This window comes from Acidovorax sp. LjRoot66 (assembly GCF_964253305.1).
Classification (GTDB): Bacteria; Pseudomonadota; Gammaproteobacteria; order Burkholderiales; family Burkholderiaceae_C; genus Acidovorax.
Genome location: NZ_CAXUQU020000001.1, coordinates 6,647,115 through 6,666,379, shown reverse-complemented (window position 1 = coordinate 6,666,379; position 19,265 = coordinate 6,647,115). Strand labels below are relative to the sequence as shown.

At 67.9% G+C, this 19,265-nt stretch carries 19 protein-coding genes; 11 read left to right on the top strand and 8 right to left on the bottom strand.

Annotated elements, in window-relative coordinates; genetic code table 11:
- Positions 1-9 precede the first annotated feature (9 nt).
- Positions 10-1,185: a saccharopine dehydrogenase family protein gene (locus ACSQ3Y_RS31230; protein ID WP_436179956.1), complete on the bottom strand. Its 1,176-nt coding sequence runs from the start codon at positions 1,183-1,185 to the stop codon at positions 10-12.
- 438 nt (positions 1,186-1,623) lie between these two features.
- Between ACSQ3Y_RS31230 and ACSQ3Y_RS31225 the strand changes: the two genes are divergently transcribed.
- The 4 genes from ACSQ3Y_RS31225 to ACSQ3Y_RS31210 all read left to right on the top strand — a co-directional run bounded on the left by ACSQ3Y_RS31225 (position 1,624) and on the right by ACSQ3Y_RS31210 (position 4,738).
- Positions 1,624-2,106, top strand: coding sequence for a YiaA/YiaB family inner membrane protein (locus ACSQ3Y_RS31225; protein WP_057204004.1), 483 nt, complete (start codon positions 1,624-1,626; stop codon positions 2,104-2,106).
- Between the two features lie 78 nt (positions 2,107-2,184).
- On the top strand, positions 2,185-2,649 hold the full coding sequence (locus tag ACSQ3Y_RS31220; protein ID WP_428003304.1) for a hypothetical protein: 465 nt from the start codon (positions 2,185-2,187) through the stop codon (positions 2,647-2,649).
- Positions 2,650-2,771: 122 nt separating this feature from the next.
- Positions 2,772-3,560 carry a DUF2145 domain-containing protein gene (locus ACSQ3Y_RS31215; RefSeq protein WP_428003772.1) on the top strand — a complete coding sequence of 263 codons (789 nt, stop codon included), beginning with the start codon at positions 2,772-2,774 and terminating at the stop codon, positions 3,558-3,560.
- 68 nt (positions 3,561-3,628) lie between these two features.
- Positions 3,629-4,738, top strand: a complete 1,110-nt coding sequence (locus ACSQ3Y_RS31210) for a serine endopeptidase (protein WP_428003305.1) — start codon at positions 3,629-3,631, stop codon at positions 4,736-4,738.
- Between the two features lie 6 nt (positions 4,739-4,744).
- Here the strand turns inward: ACSQ3Y_RS31210 and ACSQ3Y_RS31205 are convergent, their stop codons facing one another.
- The 4 genes from ACSQ3Y_RS31205 to tgt all read right to left on the bottom strand — a co-directional run bounded on the left by ACSQ3Y_RS31205 (position 4,745) and on the right by tgt (position 9,318).
- Positions 4,745-6,205: a diguanylate cyclase gene (locus tag ACSQ3Y_RS31205; protein ID WP_436179955.1), complete on the bottom strand. Its 1,461-nt coding sequence runs from the start codon at positions 6,203-6,205 to the stop codon at positions 4,745-4,747.
- A gap of 135 nt (positions 6,206-6,340) precedes the next feature.
- Positions 6,341-7,354, bottom strand: a complete 1,014-nt coding sequence (locus ACSQ3Y_RS31200) for a GGDEF domain-containing protein (RefSeq protein ID WP_436179954.1) — start codon at positions 7,352-7,354, stop codon at positions 6,341-6,343.
- A 251-nt stretch (positions 7,355-7,605) separates the two neighbouring features.
- Positions 7,606-8,124, bottom strand: coding sequence for a hypothetical protein (locus ACSQ3Y_RS31195; RefSeq protein WP_235516196.1), 519 nt, complete (start codon positions 8,122-8,124; stop codon positions 7,606-7,608).
- Between the two features lie 21 nt (positions 8,125-8,145).
- Entirely contained in the window at positions 8,146-9,318 is a 1,173-nt protein-coding gene (tgt, locus tag ACSQ3Y_RS31190; protein ID WP_436179953.1) for a tRNA guanosine(34) transglycosylase Tgt, read from the bottom strand.
- Between the two features lie 99 nt (positions 9,319-9,417).
- On the opposite strand from tgt, the gene ACSQ3Y_RS31185 reads away from it, so the two are divergent.
- Entirely contained in the window at positions 9,418-9,906 is a 489-nt protein-coding gene (locus ACSQ3Y_RS31185; RefSeq protein WP_057204009.1) for a universal stress protein, read from the top strand.
- A gap of 68 nt (positions 9,907-9,974) precedes the next feature.
- Here ACSQ3Y_RS31185 and ACSQ3Y_RS31180 read toward each other — a convergent pair whose 3' ends face one another.
- The 3 genes from ACSQ3Y_RS31180 to ACSQ3Y_RS31170 all read right to left on the bottom strand — a co-directional run bounded on the left by ACSQ3Y_RS31180 (position 9,975) and on the right by ACSQ3Y_RS31170 (position 14,221).
- A complete protein-coding gene (locus ACSQ3Y_RS31180; RefSeq protein WP_057204010.1) occupies positions 9,975-10,361 on the bottom strand; it encodes a hypothetical protein in 387 nt (128 codons plus the stop codon).
- A gap of 397 nt (positions 10,362-10,758) precedes the next feature.
- Entirely contained in the window at positions 10,759-11,931 is a 1,173-nt protein-coding gene (locus tag ACSQ3Y_RS31175; RefSeq protein WP_057204011.1) for a phospholipase A, read from the bottom strand.
- Positions 11,932-12,148: 217 nt separating this feature from the next.
- Positions 12,149-14,221 carry an ATP-dependent helicase gene (locus ACSQ3Y_RS31170; protein ID WP_057204012.1) on the bottom strand — a complete coding sequence of 691 codons (2,073 nt, stop codon included), beginning with the start codon at positions 14,219-14,221 and terminating at the stop codon, positions 12,149-12,151.
- A 260-nt stretch (positions 14,222-14,481) separates the two neighbouring features.
- On the opposite strand from ACSQ3Y_RS31170, the gene ACSQ3Y_RS31165 reads away from it, so the two are divergent.
- From ACSQ3Y_RS31165 to ACSQ3Y_RS31140, 6 genes are all read left to right on the top strand, one after another.
- Complete coding sequence (locus tag ACSQ3Y_RS31165; RefSeq protein WP_157412609.1) at positions 14,482-15,255, top strand: hypothetical protein; 774 nt, start codon at positions 14,482-14,484, stop codon at positions 15,253-15,255.
- A complete protein-coding gene (locus ACSQ3Y_RS31160) occupies positions 15,252-15,821 on the top strand; it encodes a GTP-binding protein (RefSeq protein WP_082604306.1) in 570 nt (189 codons plus the stop codon). The genes ACSQ3Y_RS31165 and ACSQ3Y_RS31160 overlap by 4 nt, the downstream gene beginning before the upstream one ends.
- Positions 15,818-16,216, top strand: coding sequence for a roadblock/LC7 domain-containing protein (locus ACSQ3Y_RS31155; RefSeq protein WP_057204015.1), 399 nt, complete (start codon positions 15,818-15,820; stop codon positions 16,214-16,216). Before ACSQ3Y_RS31160 ends, ACSQ3Y_RS31155 begins: the two co-directional genes overlap by 4 nt.
- A 255-nt stretch (positions 16,217-16,471) precedes the next feature.
- A complete protein-coding gene (locus tag ACSQ3Y_RS31150) occupies positions 16,472-16,831 on the top strand; it encodes a hypothetical protein (protein ID WP_428003313.1) in 360 nt (119 codons plus the stop codon).
- Between the two features lie 105 nt (positions 16,832-16,936).
- Positions 16,937-18,199, top strand: a complete 1,263-nt coding sequence (locus ACSQ3Y_RS31145; RefSeq protein ID WP_436179952.1) for an ABC transporter substrate-binding protein — start codon at positions 16,937-16,939, stop codon at positions 18,197-18,199.
- A gap of 102 nt (positions 18,200-18,301) precedes the next feature.
- Entirely contained in the window at positions 18,302-19,255 is a 954-nt protein-coding gene (locus ACSQ3Y_RS31140) for an AEC family transporter (RefSeq protein ID WP_436179951.1), read from the top strand.
- The last annotated feature ends 10 nt before the right edge of the window (positions 19,256-19,265 follow it).

Genomic DNA, 19,265 nt, shown 5'->3' with positions numbered 1-19,265 from the left:
CAGCGGGGATCAAACCGTCTCGACGGCGAACGTCAGCCCGGCATTTGCCTGCAGGCGCGCCACCAGCGGCTCGCCCATAGCGGGTGCAGTGGTCCAGATGCCGCCGGGAGTGCCGGTGGCTTCCTGAAGCAGGCAGACCGCGGCCTCGGCGATCATCTTCGAGGTGGAGCCATAGCCCGGGTCGCGGTCGCCCTTGACGCCCACGCGCAGGGTGTTGCCCTGGCCGTCATCGCCGAGGAACAGCACGTCGTAGAAGCCCGCCTCGCGCTCCTCGCGCGATGGGCCTTCGCCCGGCTTGGGCCCCTTGTCCGAACCCATGGACTTGTCGCCCGCCACGGCATTGGCCAAGGCCTCGCCCTTCTCTCCGGGGCCGGTGACCAGCATCTCGTCGTAGACGAAATCCGTGCCCCAGGCATGCTGCAGCAGGAAGTTGGAGCGGTGCACATTGCGCGTGTTGATGGCGGCCATCACGAACGGGGCCACCCACATGCCCAGGGCTTCGTCCAACATGGGCTTGTGGCCCGTGGGCTGGCGCGGTCCCTCGAAGCCCGGCGTGAGCGAGAACGGGTTCTTGAGCAGATCCAGCACCTTGGGGTCGGCGGCCGAGGCGGCCATGGTGGCCTTCAGGCTCGCTGCCGTGCCGCCCGAGAAGGTGCCCTTCATCTTGCGCACCCGGCCGCGCACGCGGTTGGCGGGGTGGCCGAAGCGTGCCTTCATTTCGCGCTGCAGCACGAACACCCCCAGGTCGAACGGGATCGAGTCGAAGCCGCACGAGAACACGATGCGTGCGCCGCTGGCCTGGGCCGTGGCCTCGTGCGCGTCGATCATGTGGCGCATCCAGGCGGGCTCGCCGCACAGGTCCACATAGTCCACGCCGGCCGCAGCGCAGGCGGCCACCAGTTCGTTGCCGTACAGCTGGTAGGGGCCCACGGTGGTCAGCACCAGGCGGGTCTGCGCCATCAGCGCCTGAAGGCTTTCCATGCTGGCACTGTCGGTCACCACCAGGGGCGTATCGGCCGGGGCGCCCAGCTCGTCGCGCACGGCGGCCAGCTTGTCGGCGCTGCGCCCGCCCATGGCCCAGCGCAGGCCGCTGCCGGCGGGGTAGCGCTGCAGCAGGTACTCCACCACCAGCCGGCCGGTGAAGCCGGTGGCGCCGTGGACGACGATGTCAAAGGGTTTGGTCATGGGGGCTCCTGGAAATTCGGGGGGTACGGGGTGGGCCCGTGATCGGCGGGATTGTCGAAGACGGGGAAGGCATCGGCTGTCGCCCATGCGCTTCGGTGGGTGACCAGGAGCGTGCGCGGCAGAAGGAGCATCGGCTGCAACGCCCGATGAACCGGTCTCGCCCGGTATCACCTCCGGCGCCCAGGTGGCCACCCTGGGCTTGTCGGTACTACCCAGCGATCCTCGGATTTCGGGCGTTTCGCTTCGATGCCTTCTGCCGCGCACGCTCCAGCACGCAACTTTCGGATCGGATAAGGGTGTCAAAGTGTGACCAAGTACCGGAAAACGATACCCGGCAGCCTGCGCAATGCCACTGTGGTGGTTCAATGCGGACAGCCGGATGGGGCTTTGCCACTATTCGTTCCGTGTTCAACCAAGGCCCCAGGGCCACCCGCCTATATGTCAGCATCTCCTTTCGTCGTTCAGCGTGACACCCGTGCCTGGCAGCTCCAGGTCTGGATCTCGTTCGGCATTGCCGTGTTCCTGTGCGCAGTCGGCCTGGCCTGGCTGCCCGGAGAACAGCTGGAGCGCGCGTTCATGGTGATGGGCTATGTGTTCTGCCTCTCGGCCGCCTTCGTGCTGGCCAAGTTCGTGCGGGACAACGAAAGCGCTGGCCGCCGTGGCGCTGGCGACACCCCCATGTGGAAGCTGGTGGTGTGGGGCGGCTTTGCTGTCGCCATGGGCCTGACGGGCTGGGGCCTGTTCAGCATGGAGGTCAACCAGACCTACAAGGCCTTCCTCGGTGTGAGCTGGCTGTACCTGATCACCACCGCTTTCACGCTGGCCAAGATGCTGCGCGACCGCCACGAGGCCGACCTGCTCGATGCCCGCCTGCAAGGCCGCCGTGAAGCTGCCCAGGTTGCGCCCGGCAACAACGGCTGAGCCGCGCCGCCGGTTTTTGAATCCCTGGCCCGTCGCCTGTGTGCGCCGGGCCCACCCCACCCGAAGGAGTGATCCATCATGATGAACAAGACCTTGCAACGCACCCTGGCCCGCATGCTGCTGGCCGCCAGCTTCCTCACGGCCATGGCCAGCCTGCCCGCCCGTGCGCAGAGCGAGGCTTCGGCCGCTCTGTCGCTGCTGCCCGTGGCCTCCGTCGTGGGCACGGCTTCGGTCGGCTCGGCGGCTGCCGGTGCCATCGTGGCCTTGCCTGCGGCCCTGTCGGTCGGCGGTGCCGTGCTGGCGGTGCGGGCCGTGGAAGTTTCGGCCGTCGGCACGGTGTACGTGCTGGAGCGCGCCTCGGACGGCGCCCGCGTCAGCGTCGAAGTGGTGGGCAAAGGTGTTGGCGCCTCGGCCCATGCCGTCGGCACGGTCGTGGTCTGCACGGTGATCGGCTCGGGTGTGGTGCTGTCGGTGGCCGGCGAGGCCCTGGCCTTCGTACCCAATGCCATCGGCCGCGCGCTGCTGTACAACGAGCGCCTGTGATGAGGTCCGCCGCCATGCAAACCAACCTCCATCGCGCCATCCAGATGCCCATCCAGTTGCCGCTGCAGCCCGCGTCGCGCCGCAGCAGCAGCGCCTTGCGCCGCGTGACCATGCGCTGGGCCATGGGCGCAGCCCTCATTGCCGGGGCCGCCGTGTTCACGGCCACCCAGGCCCATGCAGGCCGCTCGTGCGAAGCCCAGAAGCCGCCACCGGCCAAGAGCGTGGAGCGCGGCATGCAGTTGGCCGAGCGCACCTCCCAGGCGCTGGACGCCACGGGCGCCCAGGTCGTGATGCTGGGCCGCGCCGGCCAGGACCTGGGCAAGTACGGAGTGCGCTACTCGCACCTGGGCTGGGCCTACAAGACGCCCGAGGGCCCCTGGCGCGTGGCGCACAAGCTCAACGAATGCGGCACCGCCGTGGGCCATGTCTACCGCCAGGGCCTGGGCGAGTTCTTCCTCGATGACCTGTGGCGCTACGAAGCCGTATGGGCCGTGCCCAGCCCCGAGGTGCAGCAGCGCCTGTTCGTGCTGCTGCAGGACAAGGGCCGCACCAAGGTCATGAACCAGCCTGCCTACAGCATGGTCAGCTACGCCTGGGGCACCAAGTACCAGCAGTCCAACCAGTGGGCGCTGGAGACACTGGCCGCCGCCATGGAGCCGACCTCGGTGAACTCGCGCGAGCAGGCGCAGGCCTGGCTCAAGTTCAAGGGCTACGAGCCCACCACGCTCAAGATCGGGCCGCTCACCCGCATGGGCGGGCGCGTGGGCTCGGCGAACATCGCGTTCGACGACCATCCCAACGACAAGCGCTACTCGGACCGCATCGAGACCGTGACCGTCGATTCGATGCTGGCGTGGCTGCAGCGTGCGCAGCTGGGCTCGGCGCCGGCCACCCTGGTGCTCAAGAACTGAAGTTTCCGTGAGACTGCGTCTGCACGCCAGATGCCTTTGACTGCCACCAACACAAGGGAGATGTGCCCATGAGCAAATCGCTGCGCCTGTCCGAAAAATGGTTCCGCCGTGGCCTGTGGCTGGTGGCCTTCGTCTTCGCGGGCTTCCTGATCGGGCTGGGCGGCACCCTCGTCGGTGACCTTCCCCAGGTCGAAAAGCGCCTGCAGGTCGAGGACTTCGTCGACAAGGCCGCCTTCGACGCGGTGCGCAACGAGGTGCGCACGGCGCAGAAGGCCGAGGAAGACGCCGAGACCGCGCTGCAGCAGGCCCAGCTGCAGCGCAGCAAGGCGCGCAGCGAAAGCGCGGCCGAGCGCGAGACCTTCAACAACTGGCTGGCCACGCGCAGCGCCACGCAGCGCGCCGACCAGGACCCCGAGGTGATCGCGCGCACGCAGCGGCTCGACGTGCTCAAGCTCGCAGAGCGCAAGACCCAGCAGGCGGTCGAGGCGCAGCAGCAGGCCTCGCTCGATGCGCACCAGGGCGCCACTGCCGCGCAGCAGCGCCAGAGCGAGATGGAGTCCGAGGGCTATGCACGCATGTCCGTCGAGCAGCGCAAGCTCGAGCTGCGCGTCTTCCTGTACCGGCTGGCGCTCACGCTGCCGCTCTTGGCCATTGCGGGCTGGCTGTTCGTCAAGAAGCGCAAGGGCACCTACTGGCCCTTCGTCTGGGGCTTCATCTTCTTCGCGCTGTTCGCCTTCTTTGTGGAGCTGGTGCCCTACCTGCCCAGCTACGGTGGCTATGTGCGCTACGTGGTGGGCATCGGCATCACGGTGCTGGTGGGGCGCTATGCCATCGTGGCCCTCAACCGCTACCTGGAGCGGCAAAAGCTCGCCGAGGCCCTGCCCGACCAGGAGCGCCGCAAGGAGCTGAGCTACGACGTGGCCCTGGCACGCCTTGCCAAGAGCGTGTGCCCCGGCTGCGAGCGGCCGGTGGACCTCAAGAACGAGAAGATCGACTTCTGCCCGCACTGCGGCATCGGCCTGTTCGACCACTGCGGCGTATGCACCACCCGCAAGAGCGCATTCGCCCGCTTTTGCCACGCCTGTGGAACCGGTGCGAGCGGCGCTCCGGCACCGCAGATCCTGCCCGTGATCGCGTCCACGCCTGCCATACCTGCAGGGCCCGGCGGCGTGTCCTGATCCCCTTCAGCGCCCCGGCGCCTGCCGGGGCTCATACAGCTGCACGCGGTCACGGCCGGCTGCCTTGGCTTCATAGAGCGCGGCATCGGCATCGGACATCAGCGCGCCCAGCGAGTCCTGCAGAGACACCGCGGTGCACACCACCAGGCCGATACTGACCGTGGCGCGCAGCGGGTCGCGCTGCCCCGGCACGGCGAACGGATGGTTGCGTACCTGCTTGCACAGGCGCCGGGCCACCGCCATGGCATCGGCCTGGCGGATGCGCGGCAGCACCACGGCGAACTCCTCGCCACCCAGCCGGCCGAACAGGTCACCGGGCCGCAGCGCCTCGCTGACCGTGGCGGCAAAGCCATGCAGTACCTTGTCGCCCTGCGCATGGCCATGGGTGTCGTTCACGCGCTTGAAGTGGTCCAGGTCCAGCATCAGCACGGCCACGCTGCTGCGCTCGCGCGCCAGGCGGGCCAGCAGCTTGCTGCCCTGGGCCATGAAGGCGCGGCGCGCCAGGGCGTCGGTCAAAAAGTCGTGGCTGGCCACGCGGTGCAGGCGGCGCATGGCCTCGACGCTCGCCGCCTTGGCCGTGGCCACTGAAAGCGGGCCCAGCCCCAGCAAGGAGATCCCCACGCGCAGCGAGAACACTGCCCAGGCCTGGTTGGGCGCGAACGCCAGCTCCAGCATGCCCGCGCCGGCCGCGATCGCCAGGCCGAAGCAGGTCAGCATGGACAGCACGCTGGTGGCAAACACGCCGTAAGTGAGGGCGCACCAGAGCAGCGCCGGCACCGGAAACGCCAGCGCCCCGGGGCCGCCAATGGCGATCGCCGCCGCCTCGCTGGCAGCCAGCGCGAGCAGGGGCGCCGCGTACTTCCAGCGGCGCCGGGACCAGCGGCGCTTCTTGAGCGTGCGCCGCGCCTCCTGCGGGGTCGGCAGGCTGAGGATCACCGGGAGGATCAGCACACTGTTGACCAGCTCCGTGCAGAACCACATGCCCAGGGCCGTCAGCCAAGTGGTGTTGAACAGCAGCGGGCCCGTGCCCGAACCCGCCAGCGCCGCCGCCGCACTGCTGGCCACGCAGATGCCGAACATCAGCACCGCCGACATCTGCCGCTTGAGGAAGCGCGTGGCCACCGGCACCTGGCCGAACAGCCACCAGCCCATGGCCACGCCGCAAAGATTGGCGCTGGCCAGCCACAGCGTTGCCAGGGAGGCGGTGCCGGTCACCAGGTCCGCGGCCACATAGCCCAGGGCGGCTGCAGCCCAGGTGCCCGATGCCGCCAGGCGTGGGTAGCGCACCAGCAAACCCAGCAGCAGGGCATTGGCGGGCCAGAAGGCGGCCATGAACCCCAGGGGCCGGGTCACGATGCCCAACAGCGACGCAGCAAAAACCAGCAGGCCGATGCCTGCGCACAGGCCCCAGCCCGTCAGCGGGCCAGCGGCGGTGCCGGGTGAAGGGGGACGAAGCAAAGACGGCATGCGTTGAAGTTCAGGGCGCCCAAGGCGATTTGGACCCACTGTAGCCGCGAAATCTCTCAGCGCCCCAGGGGGCTCGGCAGCAAACACTGCCGACAACTGTGGAAGATTGTGTCCGGGTGGGACATTTCCAGGCGCTCAGGCCGCCTGCGCGGCAGTGCCTGCCGCCAGAACGACTTGGTTGCGCCCCGATTGCTTGGCCTGGTACAGGGCATCGTCAGCTCTTTTGAACCATGTGTCCGCGGAGATGCCTGTGTCATGCACCCAGGCCAGGCCTATGCTCACCGTGACGGAAATCGGCGATCCCTGTGCCTCGATGCGCAGCAGGGCGACTTGGGCGCACAGCCGCTCGGCAATCGCCTGGGCCTCCGCCTGCGTCACCGCCGGCAGGTAGACCACGAACTCCTCGCCTCCCATGCGCGCCAGCAGGTCCGAGCTGCGCAACTGCCCTTGCAGGCACCGGGCAAACTCCACAAGCACCCGGTCACCCACGGCATGGCCGAAGCGGTCATTGATCTGCTTGAAGTGGTCGAGGTCCAGCTGGGCGACGGCGCTTTGGGGCGGCAGCCGGGCGGGCAGCCGCGATTCCAGCCAGCGCCGGTTGCCGGTTCCGGTCAGCGGGTCGGTGTGGGCCGCCTGCTCCAGCCGGATCTCGGCGCGTTCATTGGACAGTGCGGCCACCATGAGTGCCATGCCGAAGTGGCAGAACATCTGCACGGAGAACGCCCAGGCAAAGCCGGTGGAGCCTGCCGTGCCGCTGAGGATGTAGGCGAGCCGCAAGGCATAGATGCTGCCGCTCAGCCCCAGAAAGGCGGCCATCAGCATACGTGAAGGCAGGGGCTCGCTGCGGCGGTCGCACAGTATCTCGAATGTGCAGGCGGCCAGCACCAGTGTGGCCGTGGCGTGGAAGGCGCCTGCGCGCAGCAGGTTCTGCAGGGGAAAGCCCGTGGCAATGCCCGCCACCAGACATGCCAGCGGCAGCAGCACCACGGCCCGCCAGGGCACCCGCCTGCGGCCGCTGAAGCCGCGCACCCCCGCCCAGAAAAGGGCGTACCCGCCGGTGCCCAGCAGCAGGCTGCCATGGGTCCACATCCACATCGGCAGGGCTGCGCTCTCGCCGCGCCAGGCCAGGATCGCCCCCACCGCCAGCATCAGTTAGGCCGTAGCCAGAGGCGCCAGGCCCTGCGGTCGGCACGAGTGGCGGCGAATGTGAAAGATGCTCAGGGCACCGGCGATGAGAGAGGTGTTGTAGAGAAGGAGAACGGTGGCCAGGTCGAGCTGGAAGTCCATGGAGTCGTGTGCGCAGAGGTGTCGCGCCGATTATCGAGGGGCACCGTGACGCTGCTCTGGCCGCTGCGCTTTCAGCGCGGGTAGGTTCCCGGCGGGCCGAACGTGGCTGCGGGCTACCTGGCGCGCCATGCTTGCCACCGCTGGCGCCATTGGCGCTTGAGCACGCGGCCCACGCGCCAGGGCCAGGAAGCACGTACACGGGCCAGCAGCACGGCCTTGATGCGCGTCCAGTGGCCATACAGCCAGGCAAACCAGCGCAGTTGCAGCAGGGCTGGCTGGGTGAGTGTGAACAGGCGCGCCAGCACGGCCGTGCCCACCAGCTTGGCGGCCACGATGATGAGCATGCCCAGCAGCACATGCCCCTGGCCGATGGTCCACAGCGCCAGCAGCTTGATGGGCAGCAGCATCAGCGAGGGCAGGGCGAACACCAGCACTGCGCCCCAGGGCGGCAGGCTGCGCACGGCCCCCTCGATCCAGCGCAGCCCGGGCCAGCGGCCGATGCGCGCCAGCACGCGCTGCAGCGGCTCCCAGCCCCATTCCTCGAAGACGATGACCAGCGCCAGCAGCCAGCCGGCCAGGCCTGCGATCAGGCGCAACGGCCACAGCAACAGCTTGCGCAGGATGGGTGGCACGGTGGACGGGACCAGGTCAGGTCAGACGCCGCGCGCCCGGTCGGCCTTGAACTGTGCGCGGAACTGGGCTAAGGTGCCCGCGTCCAGCGCCTCGCGCACCTCGCGCATCAGGTTCAGGTAGTAGTGCAGGTTGTGGATGCTGGTGAGCATGGGGCCCAGCATCTCGCCGCAGCGGTCCAGGTGGTGCTGGTAGGCGCGGCTGAAGCCCTCGCGCCCGCCTGCCTCCCACGAGATGCCGCTCTTGCCCGCGCAGGCGTGGCAGGTGCAACTGGTGTCCAGGGGCTGGTGGTCACTCTTGTGGCGGGCGTTGCGGATCTTGAGGTCGCCATAGCGCGTGAACATGGTGCCGTTGCGCGCATTGCGCGTGGGCATCACGCAGTCGAACATGTCCACGCCCTGGGCTACGCCCTCCACCAGGTCCTCGGGTGTGCCCACCCCCATCAGGTAGCGCGGCTTGTGGGCCGGCAGCAGGTGCGGGGTGTGCGCCATGATGCGCAGCATCTCGTCCTTGGGCTCGCCCACGGAGACGCCGCCCACGGCGTAGCCGGGGAAGTCCATCTCCACCAGGCACGCGAGCGACTCGGCGCGCAGGTTCTCGTACATGCCGCCCTGCACGATGCCGAACAGGGCGTTGGGGTTGTTCAGCCGGTGGAACTCGTCCTGGCTGCGCTTGGCCCAGCGCAGGCTCATCTCCATGGACTGGCGCGCCTCGCGCTCGCTCGTCAGGTGGCCCTTGGTCTCGTAGGGCGTGCACTCGTCGAGCTGCATCACGATGTCGCTGTTGAGCGTGGTCTGGATCTGCATGCTCACCTCGGGCGACATGAACAGCTTGTCGCCGTTCACGGGGCTCGCGAAGGTCACGCCCTCCTCGGTGATCTTGCGCATGGCGCCCAGGCTCCAGACCTGGAAACCGCCCGAATCGGTGAGGATGGGCTTGTTCCACTGCTCGAAGCCGTGCAAGCCGCCAAATCTCTCCATCACGTCGAGCCCCGGGCGCATCCACAGGTGGAAGGTGTTCCCGAGGATGATCTGCGCGCCCATGTCGTGCAGGCTCTGCGGCATCACGCCCTTGACGGTGCCATAGGTGCCCACGGGCATGAAGATCGGCGTTTGCACCACGCCGTGGTTGAGCGTGAGCGTGCCCCGGCGCGCGTGGCTGGCGGGGTCGGTGGTGAGGAGGTCAAACTTCAGCATGGGCCGCATTGTCCCAGACCGTGCGGTGCATGAGGCCATGGGTGCCGTCAGGCCCCTGTGTCGGTACACTGAACCCCATACCAACGGAAGGAGAACCCCATGTTCAAGATCCTGATTGCCGTGGACGGCTCGGACCTCTCCCTGGACGGCGTGCACCATGCCCTGGGCCTCGTGCGCCAGGGGCTGTCGGCCAGCATCGTGCTGGCCAACGTGCAGGAGCCCGCCACCCTGTATGAGATGGTCACGGCGCGCGACGCGGACCTGATTGCCGCCGCCAGCCTGGAAGCGGGCGAGCACCTGATGGCCCCAGCCCGTGCCCTGCTCGATGCCGCTGGCGTTGCCTACGAAACCGACATCGGCGTGGGCGACGTGGCACACACCCTGGTGGACATGATCGAGCGCAGCGGCTGTGACTTGGTGGTCATCGGTGCGCGCGGGCAGGGTGCCATCAGCAGCGCACTGCTCGGTTCGGTGTCGCAGGAGGTGGCCCACGCGAGCCCCGTGCCCGTGACCATCGTCAAGCATGCCGACGTGGCGCTGCAGGGGGAGCCTGAGCAGGAGGACGGCACGGCCGATGCCATGACCTGAAGCACATCCCCATGTGCCAAGGGCCGCGTGAGCGGCCCTTGTGGCAGAGAGAATGCAGCAGGGGACCGTCAGGCCGCCTTGCGGAATGGTTCAGCCGTGCGCTGCAGCTTGCCGTGGGGCAGGCTGGCCAGGCGCGAGAACATCCGCCGTACATAGCCGTTGACCCACAGGCATTTGTTGAGCTCATCCACGGGCAGCGGGCCCGACACCACCACGATGTCGTTGGCCATGTCCTGCGCCCCGGCCGCGCGCAGACGGCGGCGCGTGTTGTTGGCCCAGGACTGGATGCGCGTGGGGCTGCCATGCTGGTGCACCTCGCCCGTGTGCGCATCAAAGGCGATGGCCACCGTATCGGTCTTGAGCTTGAACCTGCGTTCACCCGTCACCGCGCTGGGCTCATCGCGCATGTCGTACAGGTAGTAGCTGCCGGCCTTGAGCTGGTATTGCATGTCCATGGTGATTCCTCTCTGGGGTCATTGTCGAGGGCGCACCACAGGGCAATCGCAGGGAATGGGGCCGGAAAACCGCTCTTATCGGAACGTGTCCGCATGCAGCCATGCCAGTCGGTGCGCGTGCCATTGTGCGCGGCCCGTCGGCATGTGCAAATGAAACTTGACCGCAATTGAGTAACGGTTTGTGAGGGGCTGAGGCGAGCCACTTTCACCGGCGATTGAGATCGCCTGCCGATGGTCAAAAGCGCGCGGCCAAGGCCTGCCCCACGTGCACGGGCCGCTCCGCCGCACTGGGGGCTGAGGGCCGCGGCTCCCAGCCTGCCCGCGCAGACTTGGACGTGCCTAAAGAGCGGCCGCCTCTGGCGGACGCACCAGCGCGCGTCCGCGCCTCAGAGGGAGCTTAGAAATCTACCAGGCTCAGGCCCACGCTAAACACCGTGCGCTTGCGGTTGTAGTCGATCATGCTGTCGCCATAGCCGCTGAACAGCTGGGTGTGCAGGCGCAGGTTGCTCTTGCTGCCCAGGAAGCCCGAGCCCAGGGTCTGCAGCCATTCCACCCGCAGCGAGCCCCGGTCGCTGTTGGCCAGCGAGTGGCGCATCGTGGCACCCAGGGTGTTGTCCTTGTCGTAGTTCCAGAAGGCGGCCAGTTCCAAACGGCCCATGTAGTCGCTGATGCCAGGGTTGTCGTCGCTGCTCGCGCTTTCGGAAAGGCGCTTCCACAGGCGGGCGCGCACGTTGATGTCGTTGCCCAGCTCCAGCCCCGTCATCAGGTAGGCGCGGTTCCAGCTGCGCGACAGCGGCTTGCTCTGGCCGTTGGACTGGTGCACCAGGCCGATGCCGCTGTAGCGCCAGCGCCAGCCGAAGGGCAGTTTGGCGTCGGTGGGGTAGACGTACATCATTTCCGGCTCATGATCGGTCGTGCGGAAGGGGCGCGACAGCTCGGGCGTGAACAGCTGCCAATACGACTGCTGCGTGTAGCCGAACCAGATCGAATCCTTGAGCGTGGGGTGGCCCTGCGTGAGCAGGCCCTGCGCCACCTTGGTGCGCACCGACAGCTGGATGCGGTTCTCGGTACGGCGGTAGGGGGTGGATTCGGTGGCCGAGCTGCCCTCTGCGGTCGACGTGGGCATGCGGTTCACGTTGCTGCCTGCCGCCACCGATACCGTGATCGGGCGGTAGCCACGGAAGCTGAAGGTGCCGCAGTCGCTGCCCGACTCCAGCTCCCAGAAGCGCGAGAGATCGCTGTACTGCGGGTCGCGGCAGCCTTCGGTGCGCGCCACCTCGATGATGCGCGTGGCGGGCAGCGTGGTGTCCACCGGAGTCGGCACGGCGTTGGCCGCCTCGGCCGTGGCGGCTGGCGACTGCCAGGCCTGCTGGCCGGCCCATTGGTCAAAGCAGGCCAGACGCGCCTGGTTGTCGTCGGGCAGCGCGGCGCAGCGGCGCCAGGCGGCCTGGTCGCCCGTGCTGGTGCTGCCGGGGGCCATGGAGGGCGCGGGCGCCCCTTGCGCCAAAGCCGCGCCGGCCGGCGCCAGCACCGCCAGGGCCAGGGCTGCCGTGCGGTGGGCCGCAGCCATGCCCGTGGCGCGCGCTCGGGCGGGGCGAAGGGACGGGAGAGGGGTGCTGTGAGCGTGTTGCATGTGCCTGGTATTTCATTGCCGCGATGGCCATGGACGTTCTTGTCCGGCCAGATCGCTGGGTTGCGTGTCGGTGCCCATTCTTCCAGAATCAGGCGGCCGCCGACTGTCGGCGGAGACCGCGACATGCAGGCTGCTGTTGCGCGGGCGCGTCATTTCATGGTGATGCGGCGTCGCTGCTGGCCTTGGCCTTCGCCGCGAATTCGGCGCGCAGGGCCCTGAGCTTCTCGCGCGGGTCCTCGCGCGTGGTGGTGCGGTCCAGGCCCATCTCGGCGATGAAGCGGCTGGGGCGGGCCTGCACCATCTCGCGGCCCTTCTTGCGCCGCTTGGTCCAGCTCACGGCCAGCGTGCGCTGGGCACGGGTGATGCCCACGTACATCAGGCGACGCTCTTCCTGCAGGCGCTGCTGCGTGTCTTCGGCAACCACCTTCTGGCGGCCCTCGTCGTCATCGAGCTTGAAGGGCAGCATGCCCTCGGTGACGCCCACCAGGATCACGTGCGGCCACTCCAGTCCCTTGGAGGCGTGCAGGGTCGAGAGCACCACCATGTCCTGCTCCTTCTCGCGCTCCGAGATGGTGGACAACAGGGCGATGGTCTGCGACACCTCCAGCAGGCTCTTGCTCTCGGCAGCCACGGGCGTGCCCGAGGTGTCGTCGATCTGGCCGCCGGCGCGCTGGGCCATCCAGTCGCAGAACTCGAGCACGTTGGTCCAGCGCGCGGCGGCCACGGTCTCGCTGTCCTCGCCGTCGTACAGGTGCTGCTCGTAGCCGATTTCCTTGAGCCAGTCGGCCAGGAAGGCACGCGAGGCCTCGGCGCCGTGCGTGTGCCGGGCGCGGTGTTCCAGGTCGTTGATGTAGCGGCCGAACTCGTGCAGGCCATCGAGCGCGCGCTTGGGCACGGCCGCCGGCAGCATGCCGTTGAACAGCGCGGCGAACATGCTCTGCTTGTGCTGGGTGGAGAACTCGCCCAGCGAGCCCAGCGTGGTGTGCCCGATGCCGCGCTTGGGGCTGGTGATGGAGCGCAGGAAGGCCGGGTCGTCGTCGTTGTTGATCCACAGGCGGAACCAAGCGCACAGGTCCTTGATCTCGGCGCGGTCGAAGAAGCTCGTACCGCCCGACACCTTGTAGGGGATGTTCTGCCGGCGTAGTGCCTTCTCGAAGGGCTTGGCCTGGTGGTTGGCGCGGTACAGGATGGCGAACTGCTTCCAGTCCGGCGGCGGGTTGGCGGCCGCGCGCAGGCTCATGATGCGCGCCACGGCGCGCTCGGCCTCGTGCTCCTCGCTGTCGGCATCGATCACGCGCACGGGCTCACCCTCGCCCAGTTCGCTGAACAGCGTCTTTGGAAACAGCTTGGGGTTGGGCCCGATCACGTTGTTCGCCGCGCGCAGGATGGCGCTGGTGGAGCGGTAGTTCTGCTCCAGCTTGATGACCTGCAGGGTCGGGAAATCAATGGGCAGCTTGCGCAGGTTGTCCAGGGTGGCGCCGCGCCAGCCGTAGATGGACTGGTCATCGTCCCCCACCGCCGTAAAGCGGGCGCGTTCGCCCACCAGCAGCTTGAGCAGCTCGTACTGCGTGGAATTGGTGTCCTGGTACTCGTCGACCAGCACGTGGCCCAGCAGCGCCTGCCACTTGGCGCGCACCTCGGGAAAGTCGCGCAACAGGCGCAGCGGCATGCCGATCAGGTCGTCGAAGTCCACGCTCTGGTAGGCCGCAAGGCGCTCCTCGTAGCGCGCCATCAGCACGGCGATGCTGCGCTCGTTGTCGTCTGCCGCCTGCGCCAGCGCCTCCTCCGAAGTGAGGCCCTTGTTCTTCCAGGCGCTGATGACCCACTGCCACTGGCGCGCGGTGGCCATGTCGACCGTGCCGCCGGCGGCTTCCTTGAGGATGCCGGTCACGTCGTCGGCATCCATGATGCTGAACTGGGGCTTGAGGCCCAGCACCGAGCCGTCCTCGCGCACCATGCGCACCCCCAGGGCGTGGAAGGTGCAGATCAGCACGTCCTTGGCACGCCGGCCGATGAGGCCCTTGGCGCGCTCGCGCATTTCGGAGGCGGCCTTGTTCGTGAAGGTGATGGCGGCGATGCGCTTGGGATCGAGCCCGCGCTCGATCATGTGCGCGATCTTCTGGGTGATCACCCGCGTCTTGCCCGACCCTGCACCCGCCAGCACGAGGCAGGGCCCCTCGGTGTAGTGGACAGCCTGGAGCTGGGCAAGGTTGAGACCGAAAGACATGGGAAAGCAGCGGGCAGGGAGGGGGTGACGCGCACAGCGCCGGAGGGGCGCGCGGCGTGCTTTCAGCAAGGGGACGGGGGATCATACCTTGGGCACCTCTCGCACCCCGTTGTGAACAATTGGCCACAGAAAGGTCAACTACTGTCACAAAACCTGACTGATACGGTTTTGTACTGGTCGCGAATGGAGGGCTCACTTAAACTGATCAGTTGCTTTCTGCACTGCGGGGTATTTGCGTGAAGACCAATCTGAGGGGGGATTTGGCAACCAGCTTGCTGGCGCCCGCGCTGCGCACGCGGTTTTCAGAGTTGTTTGGCGTGGCCGCCCGCAAATCGGTGTTCGCGTGGCGCGAGTCGCCCCTGGCCCAGGCGCAGGTGGCCATGCTCGACGTATCGTCCAACCTGATGCGGCTGCAGCCGATGCCCCCGTGCGTGATCTGGGTGGGCCACGAACAGCCGGGCGCCCGCTTTGCGCAGACCTGGGTGGGGCGCCTGCCGCAGGACTACACGGTGGCCGACCTCATTGACATCCTCGACCGCGCGGCGGTCTTTCTGCTCGACTGGAAGGCGCGGCAGAATGCCGCCCCCATCGCCGTGGCGGTGCAGGCCGCACCCCCGGCACCCACGCCTGCCCCTGCAGCACAGCCAGCGCGATCCTTTGCCCACAGCACCATCCAGCCGGCAGCGCCTGCCGCCGTGGGTTCGGCCGCCATGGCCGCCGCGCAGGGCAGCCGTTACCGCCTGGGCTCCTGGGTGTTCCTGGGCGCGCCGTTCGACAGTGCAGGCTACGTCAGCGCCCTGGCCCTGCTGGCCCGCCAGCCCGTGACGGCGCATCAGCTGCAGGCGCACAGCGGCCTGGAGCCCGCCATGGTGGCCGTGCTGCTGCGGGAGCTTGCGCACCGCAAGGTGCTGCAGGTGATTGCCCCCACCCAGGCGGTGCCCGCTGCGGCCTCGCCGTCCCGCGCGGGCGGCGCCGTGTCCCAGGGCTTCGTGCGCCGCCTGTCTCACTGGCTGACAGGAGCCAACCGCCCATGAATGCTTCGGTAAAGACCTATTCCAGCGCTGCCCCCATGCCGCGCATCGCCTTCATGGGCCCCATGGGCGTGGGCAAGACGACGGCCATCCGTGCGCTGTGCGGCGACGACATGGTCGCCTCCGACGTGCCGAACCTGGACCGCCAGGCCCATGCCAAGGAGTTCACCACCGTGGGCGCCGAGTTCGGCCAGATCGACCTGGGCGATGGCGAGTTCGTGCAGGTCTGCGGCTGCCCCGGGCAGGACCGCTTCGACTTCCTGCGCCAGTGGGTCGTGTCCGCCTCGGTGGGCGTGTTCGTCATGGTCGATGCCAATGCGCCCGATGCCATGGAGGCCGCAGGTGCCCTGCTGGCCGAGGCTGCTGCCGCTGAGCATCCGCCGCTGGCCCTGGTGCTCAGCACCCGCCCGGCATCTGCCGCCACCATGCAGGCCTTTGCCGATGGATTGCAGGCCGCCGGCCATGGCGTGGTGCCGGTGCTGCAGGTGGATGTGAGAAAGCGTGCCGACGTGCTGCAGGCGCTCGGTGTGCTGGTGTCGATGTTGTCCCTGCGCAGCGAGTCCCCATGAAAAGCAGTTCCCCCCTGATTTCCGAAGCACTGGCCCAGACGGCCCAGCGCGCTCTTGACACCCATGCCGCGCCCATCAGCGGCCTGCAGCTGGCCTTGCTGGCCACACCCGATGGCTTTGAGATCGCCTGCCTGCGCAACCGCAGCGACCTGCAGGCCAACCGCCTGTCGGCCATGGCCAGCTCGCTCATGGCCATGGCCCGTGCGGTGGGCCGCGAGATCCAGAGCCCCCAGTGCAAGCGCCTGACCTTCGAGGCCGAGGGCAGCACCGTGGTCTTCCAGTCCATCGATGCGCCGGTGCCCTGCATCCTGTGCCTGGTGCTGGGCAGCGATGCCCTGCTCGGCCGCGCCCTGTGGGCCGCGGGTGAGGTGGTGCAGGAGATGTCCCGGGCCTAAGAGGCTGAGAATCTTTCGTCCATGCCCGCCTTGCACGCCAAAACACCCCGGCTCGTCGTTGCAAATGCTCGCCATAGCCCGAGCTATGGCTGTGCTTTGCGCCTAGATCCGAGGCGTTTTGACGCACCCTTCGGACACGGCCAAAAAATTCCCAGCCTCTGAGGCTCAACCGATTTCCGGGCGCGGGCGTTCATTGGCAGCCTGCGCCCACTCCCCTTTCCAGCCAGTGTGAACGAACGACAAGGAAACGAAAAAATGGCGACTCTCAATGAATCCCTGAACCAGCTGCAGTCCGTGGAAGGTGCGCTGTGCGCCGCCATCGTGGACAGTGGCAGCGGCATGCTGCTGGGCAGCATCGGCACGGGGGTGGACATGGAACTGGCCGCCGCCGGCAACACCGAAGTCGTGCGTGCCAAGAACAAGACCATGCAGGCGCTGGGCCTGCAGGACACCATCGACGACATCCTGATCACGCTGGGCAAGCAGTACCACATCATCCGCCCCCTGGCCACCAAGGAAGGCATCTTCATCTACATGGTGCTCGACAAGGCGCGCGCGAACCTGGCCCTGGCCCGCCGCAAGGTGCAGGACGTCGAGAAGCTGATCGAATTCTGACGGCACGCGCTGGCACGCGCCTTCCTGCGGGAAACCCCGCTGTCCCAGGTCTGTTGGCACTTTGATACTGCACGGACCAACGAGACAAGCCTGAAAGGCCGTGCCATGCCGACCAAGAGCCTCGCGCCATCGCGCCCCATCGCCGCCGCGCCGCAACGCGCGAGCTGGGGTGGGGTGTTTTTCATTCTGAGCGCCGGTGTGGCGATGGCCCTGGCTGCGCTACCTGCCCGCGCGCAGATCGGCAACACGGCGCCGGTGCGCATCGGCGTGGTGGGGCCGTTCACCGGGGCATCGGCCGACTTCGGCGTGCCCCTGCTCAACGGTATCCGCATGGCGGTGGACGAGATCAATGCCGGCGGCGGCTACCTGGGCCGGCCGCTCGAGCTGGTGGTCAAGGACGATGCGGCCAACCCCGACCAGGGGCGCAAGGTCTCGCAGGACCTGCTGGCCGAGAAGGTGGTCGCCACCATCGGCTTTTGCAACACCGGCGTGGCGATGAAGGCCATCGACCTGTTCCAGGACGCCAAATCGCCGCTCATCGTGCCCTGCGCGTCTGGCACGGCCGTCACCGCCAAGTACCCGCCGGCCGACAGCTACATCTTTCGCGTGCAGGGGCGCGACGCACTGCAGGCCCCCTTCATGGTGGAAGACATCGTCAAGCGCGGCTGGGACAAGGTGGCCATCTTCGCCGACAAGACCGGCTATGGCGAAGGCGGCTACAACGACGTGGTGGCCGCGCTGGCCGCCAAGAACCTGAAACCCGTGCACGTGGCACGCTTCGACCTGGGGGTGAAGGACCTCACCGCCGAGCTGGCCGCCGCGCGCACGGCAGGTGCCAACGTGGTCTTCAGCTACACCGTGGGGCAGGAGAACGCCGTCATCGCCAACGGCAAGAAGACCCTGGGCTGGAAGGCGCCGCAGGTGGGGCCATGGACCCTGTCGTTCCCGTACTTCCTCGATGGCGCGCGCGATGCGGCCGAGGGCGCCCTCATGGTGCAGACCTTCATCGCCGAGCCCAGCAACGAGCGCCGCGCCTCCTTCCTGTCGAGCTACACGCGCAAGTTCCAGCGCAAGCTGGCCGTGCCCATGGCGGCAGCCAATGCCTACGATGCCACCTATTTGCTCATGTACTCCTTCCTGGGCATCCGCGACGGCAATCTCAATGGCCCGGCGCTCAAGGAATCGCTGGAGGGCAAGATGAAGACCTACTACGGCGTGGTCGCCACCTACGACAAGCCCTTCAGCACCGCCGACAAGGACGCCATCACGCGCAACATGCTGGTGATCGGAGCGGTGAAGAACGGCGCCATCACTTTTGCCTACCCCGAGGATGCCAAGCGCAACCTGATCATCCAGCGCAAGCAGTAGGTAGCAGTTCCGCACGCGGCTTCGCCACAGGCGATGGCTCCCGCCTGACTCTGCGCTGACGGTGCAGTTCGGCAAGCCCCGGGCCGCCCGACAATATCTTCCGTGCTCTCCGTCCTTCTCATCACCTTCCCCTTCTTTGCCCTGGTGCTGTGTGGCTACCTGGCCGCACGGCGGGGCGTGCTGCCGCAGCCGGCCATTCCGGGGCTCAACGCCTTCGTGCTGTTCTTCGCGCTGCCCTGCATGCTGTACCGCTTTGGCGCCAGCACGCCCATTGCGCAGCTGCTCGATCCGGCCGTGGCCGGTGTCTATGTGCTGTGCGCGCTGGTCATGGTGGCGGGCACGGTGGCGTTCACGCGACGCGGGCGCATCGGCTGGAACGACGCGGCCTTCGGCGCGCTGGTGGCTGCGTTCCCCAACACCGGCTTCATGGGCGTGCCGCTGCTCGTGGCGCTGCTGGGTGCGCAGGCCGCGGGACCCGCCATCGTGACCATTGCGGTGGACATGCTGGTCACCAGCTCGCTGTGCATCGCCCTCTCGCGCCTGGACGGCGCGGGCACGCATGGCGTGGGCGTGGCGCTGCGCAATGCCTTCAAGGGCATGGTGGCGAATCCCATGCCCTGGTCCATCGCCCTCGGTGCGCTCGCCTCGGCGCTCAGCTTCAAGCTCCCCGGCCCGGTGGACCGTACGGTGGCCATGCTGGCCGATGCGGCTTCGCCCGTGGCGTTGTTCACCATCGGCGCGGTGCTGGCCCGCTCGCAGATGAACCAGCATGAACAGGTTCCTGCCCGCGAGTACGTGCCGGTGGCATTGGCCAAGCTGCTGGTGCACCCGGTGCTGGTCTGGGGGGCGGGCACGGCGGCCATGGCCGCCGGCGTGCCACTCACGCCGTTTGCGCTCACGGTGCTGGTGCTGGTGGCGGCATTGCCCAGTGCCAGCAACGTCTCGCTGCTGGCCGAGCGCTTTGGCGCCAACAACGGGCGCGTCGCGCGGATCATTCTGGTGTCCACGGCGCTGGCATTTTTGAGCTTCTCGGCGGCGGTGGCTTTGCTGACCTGAGTCCGGCGCA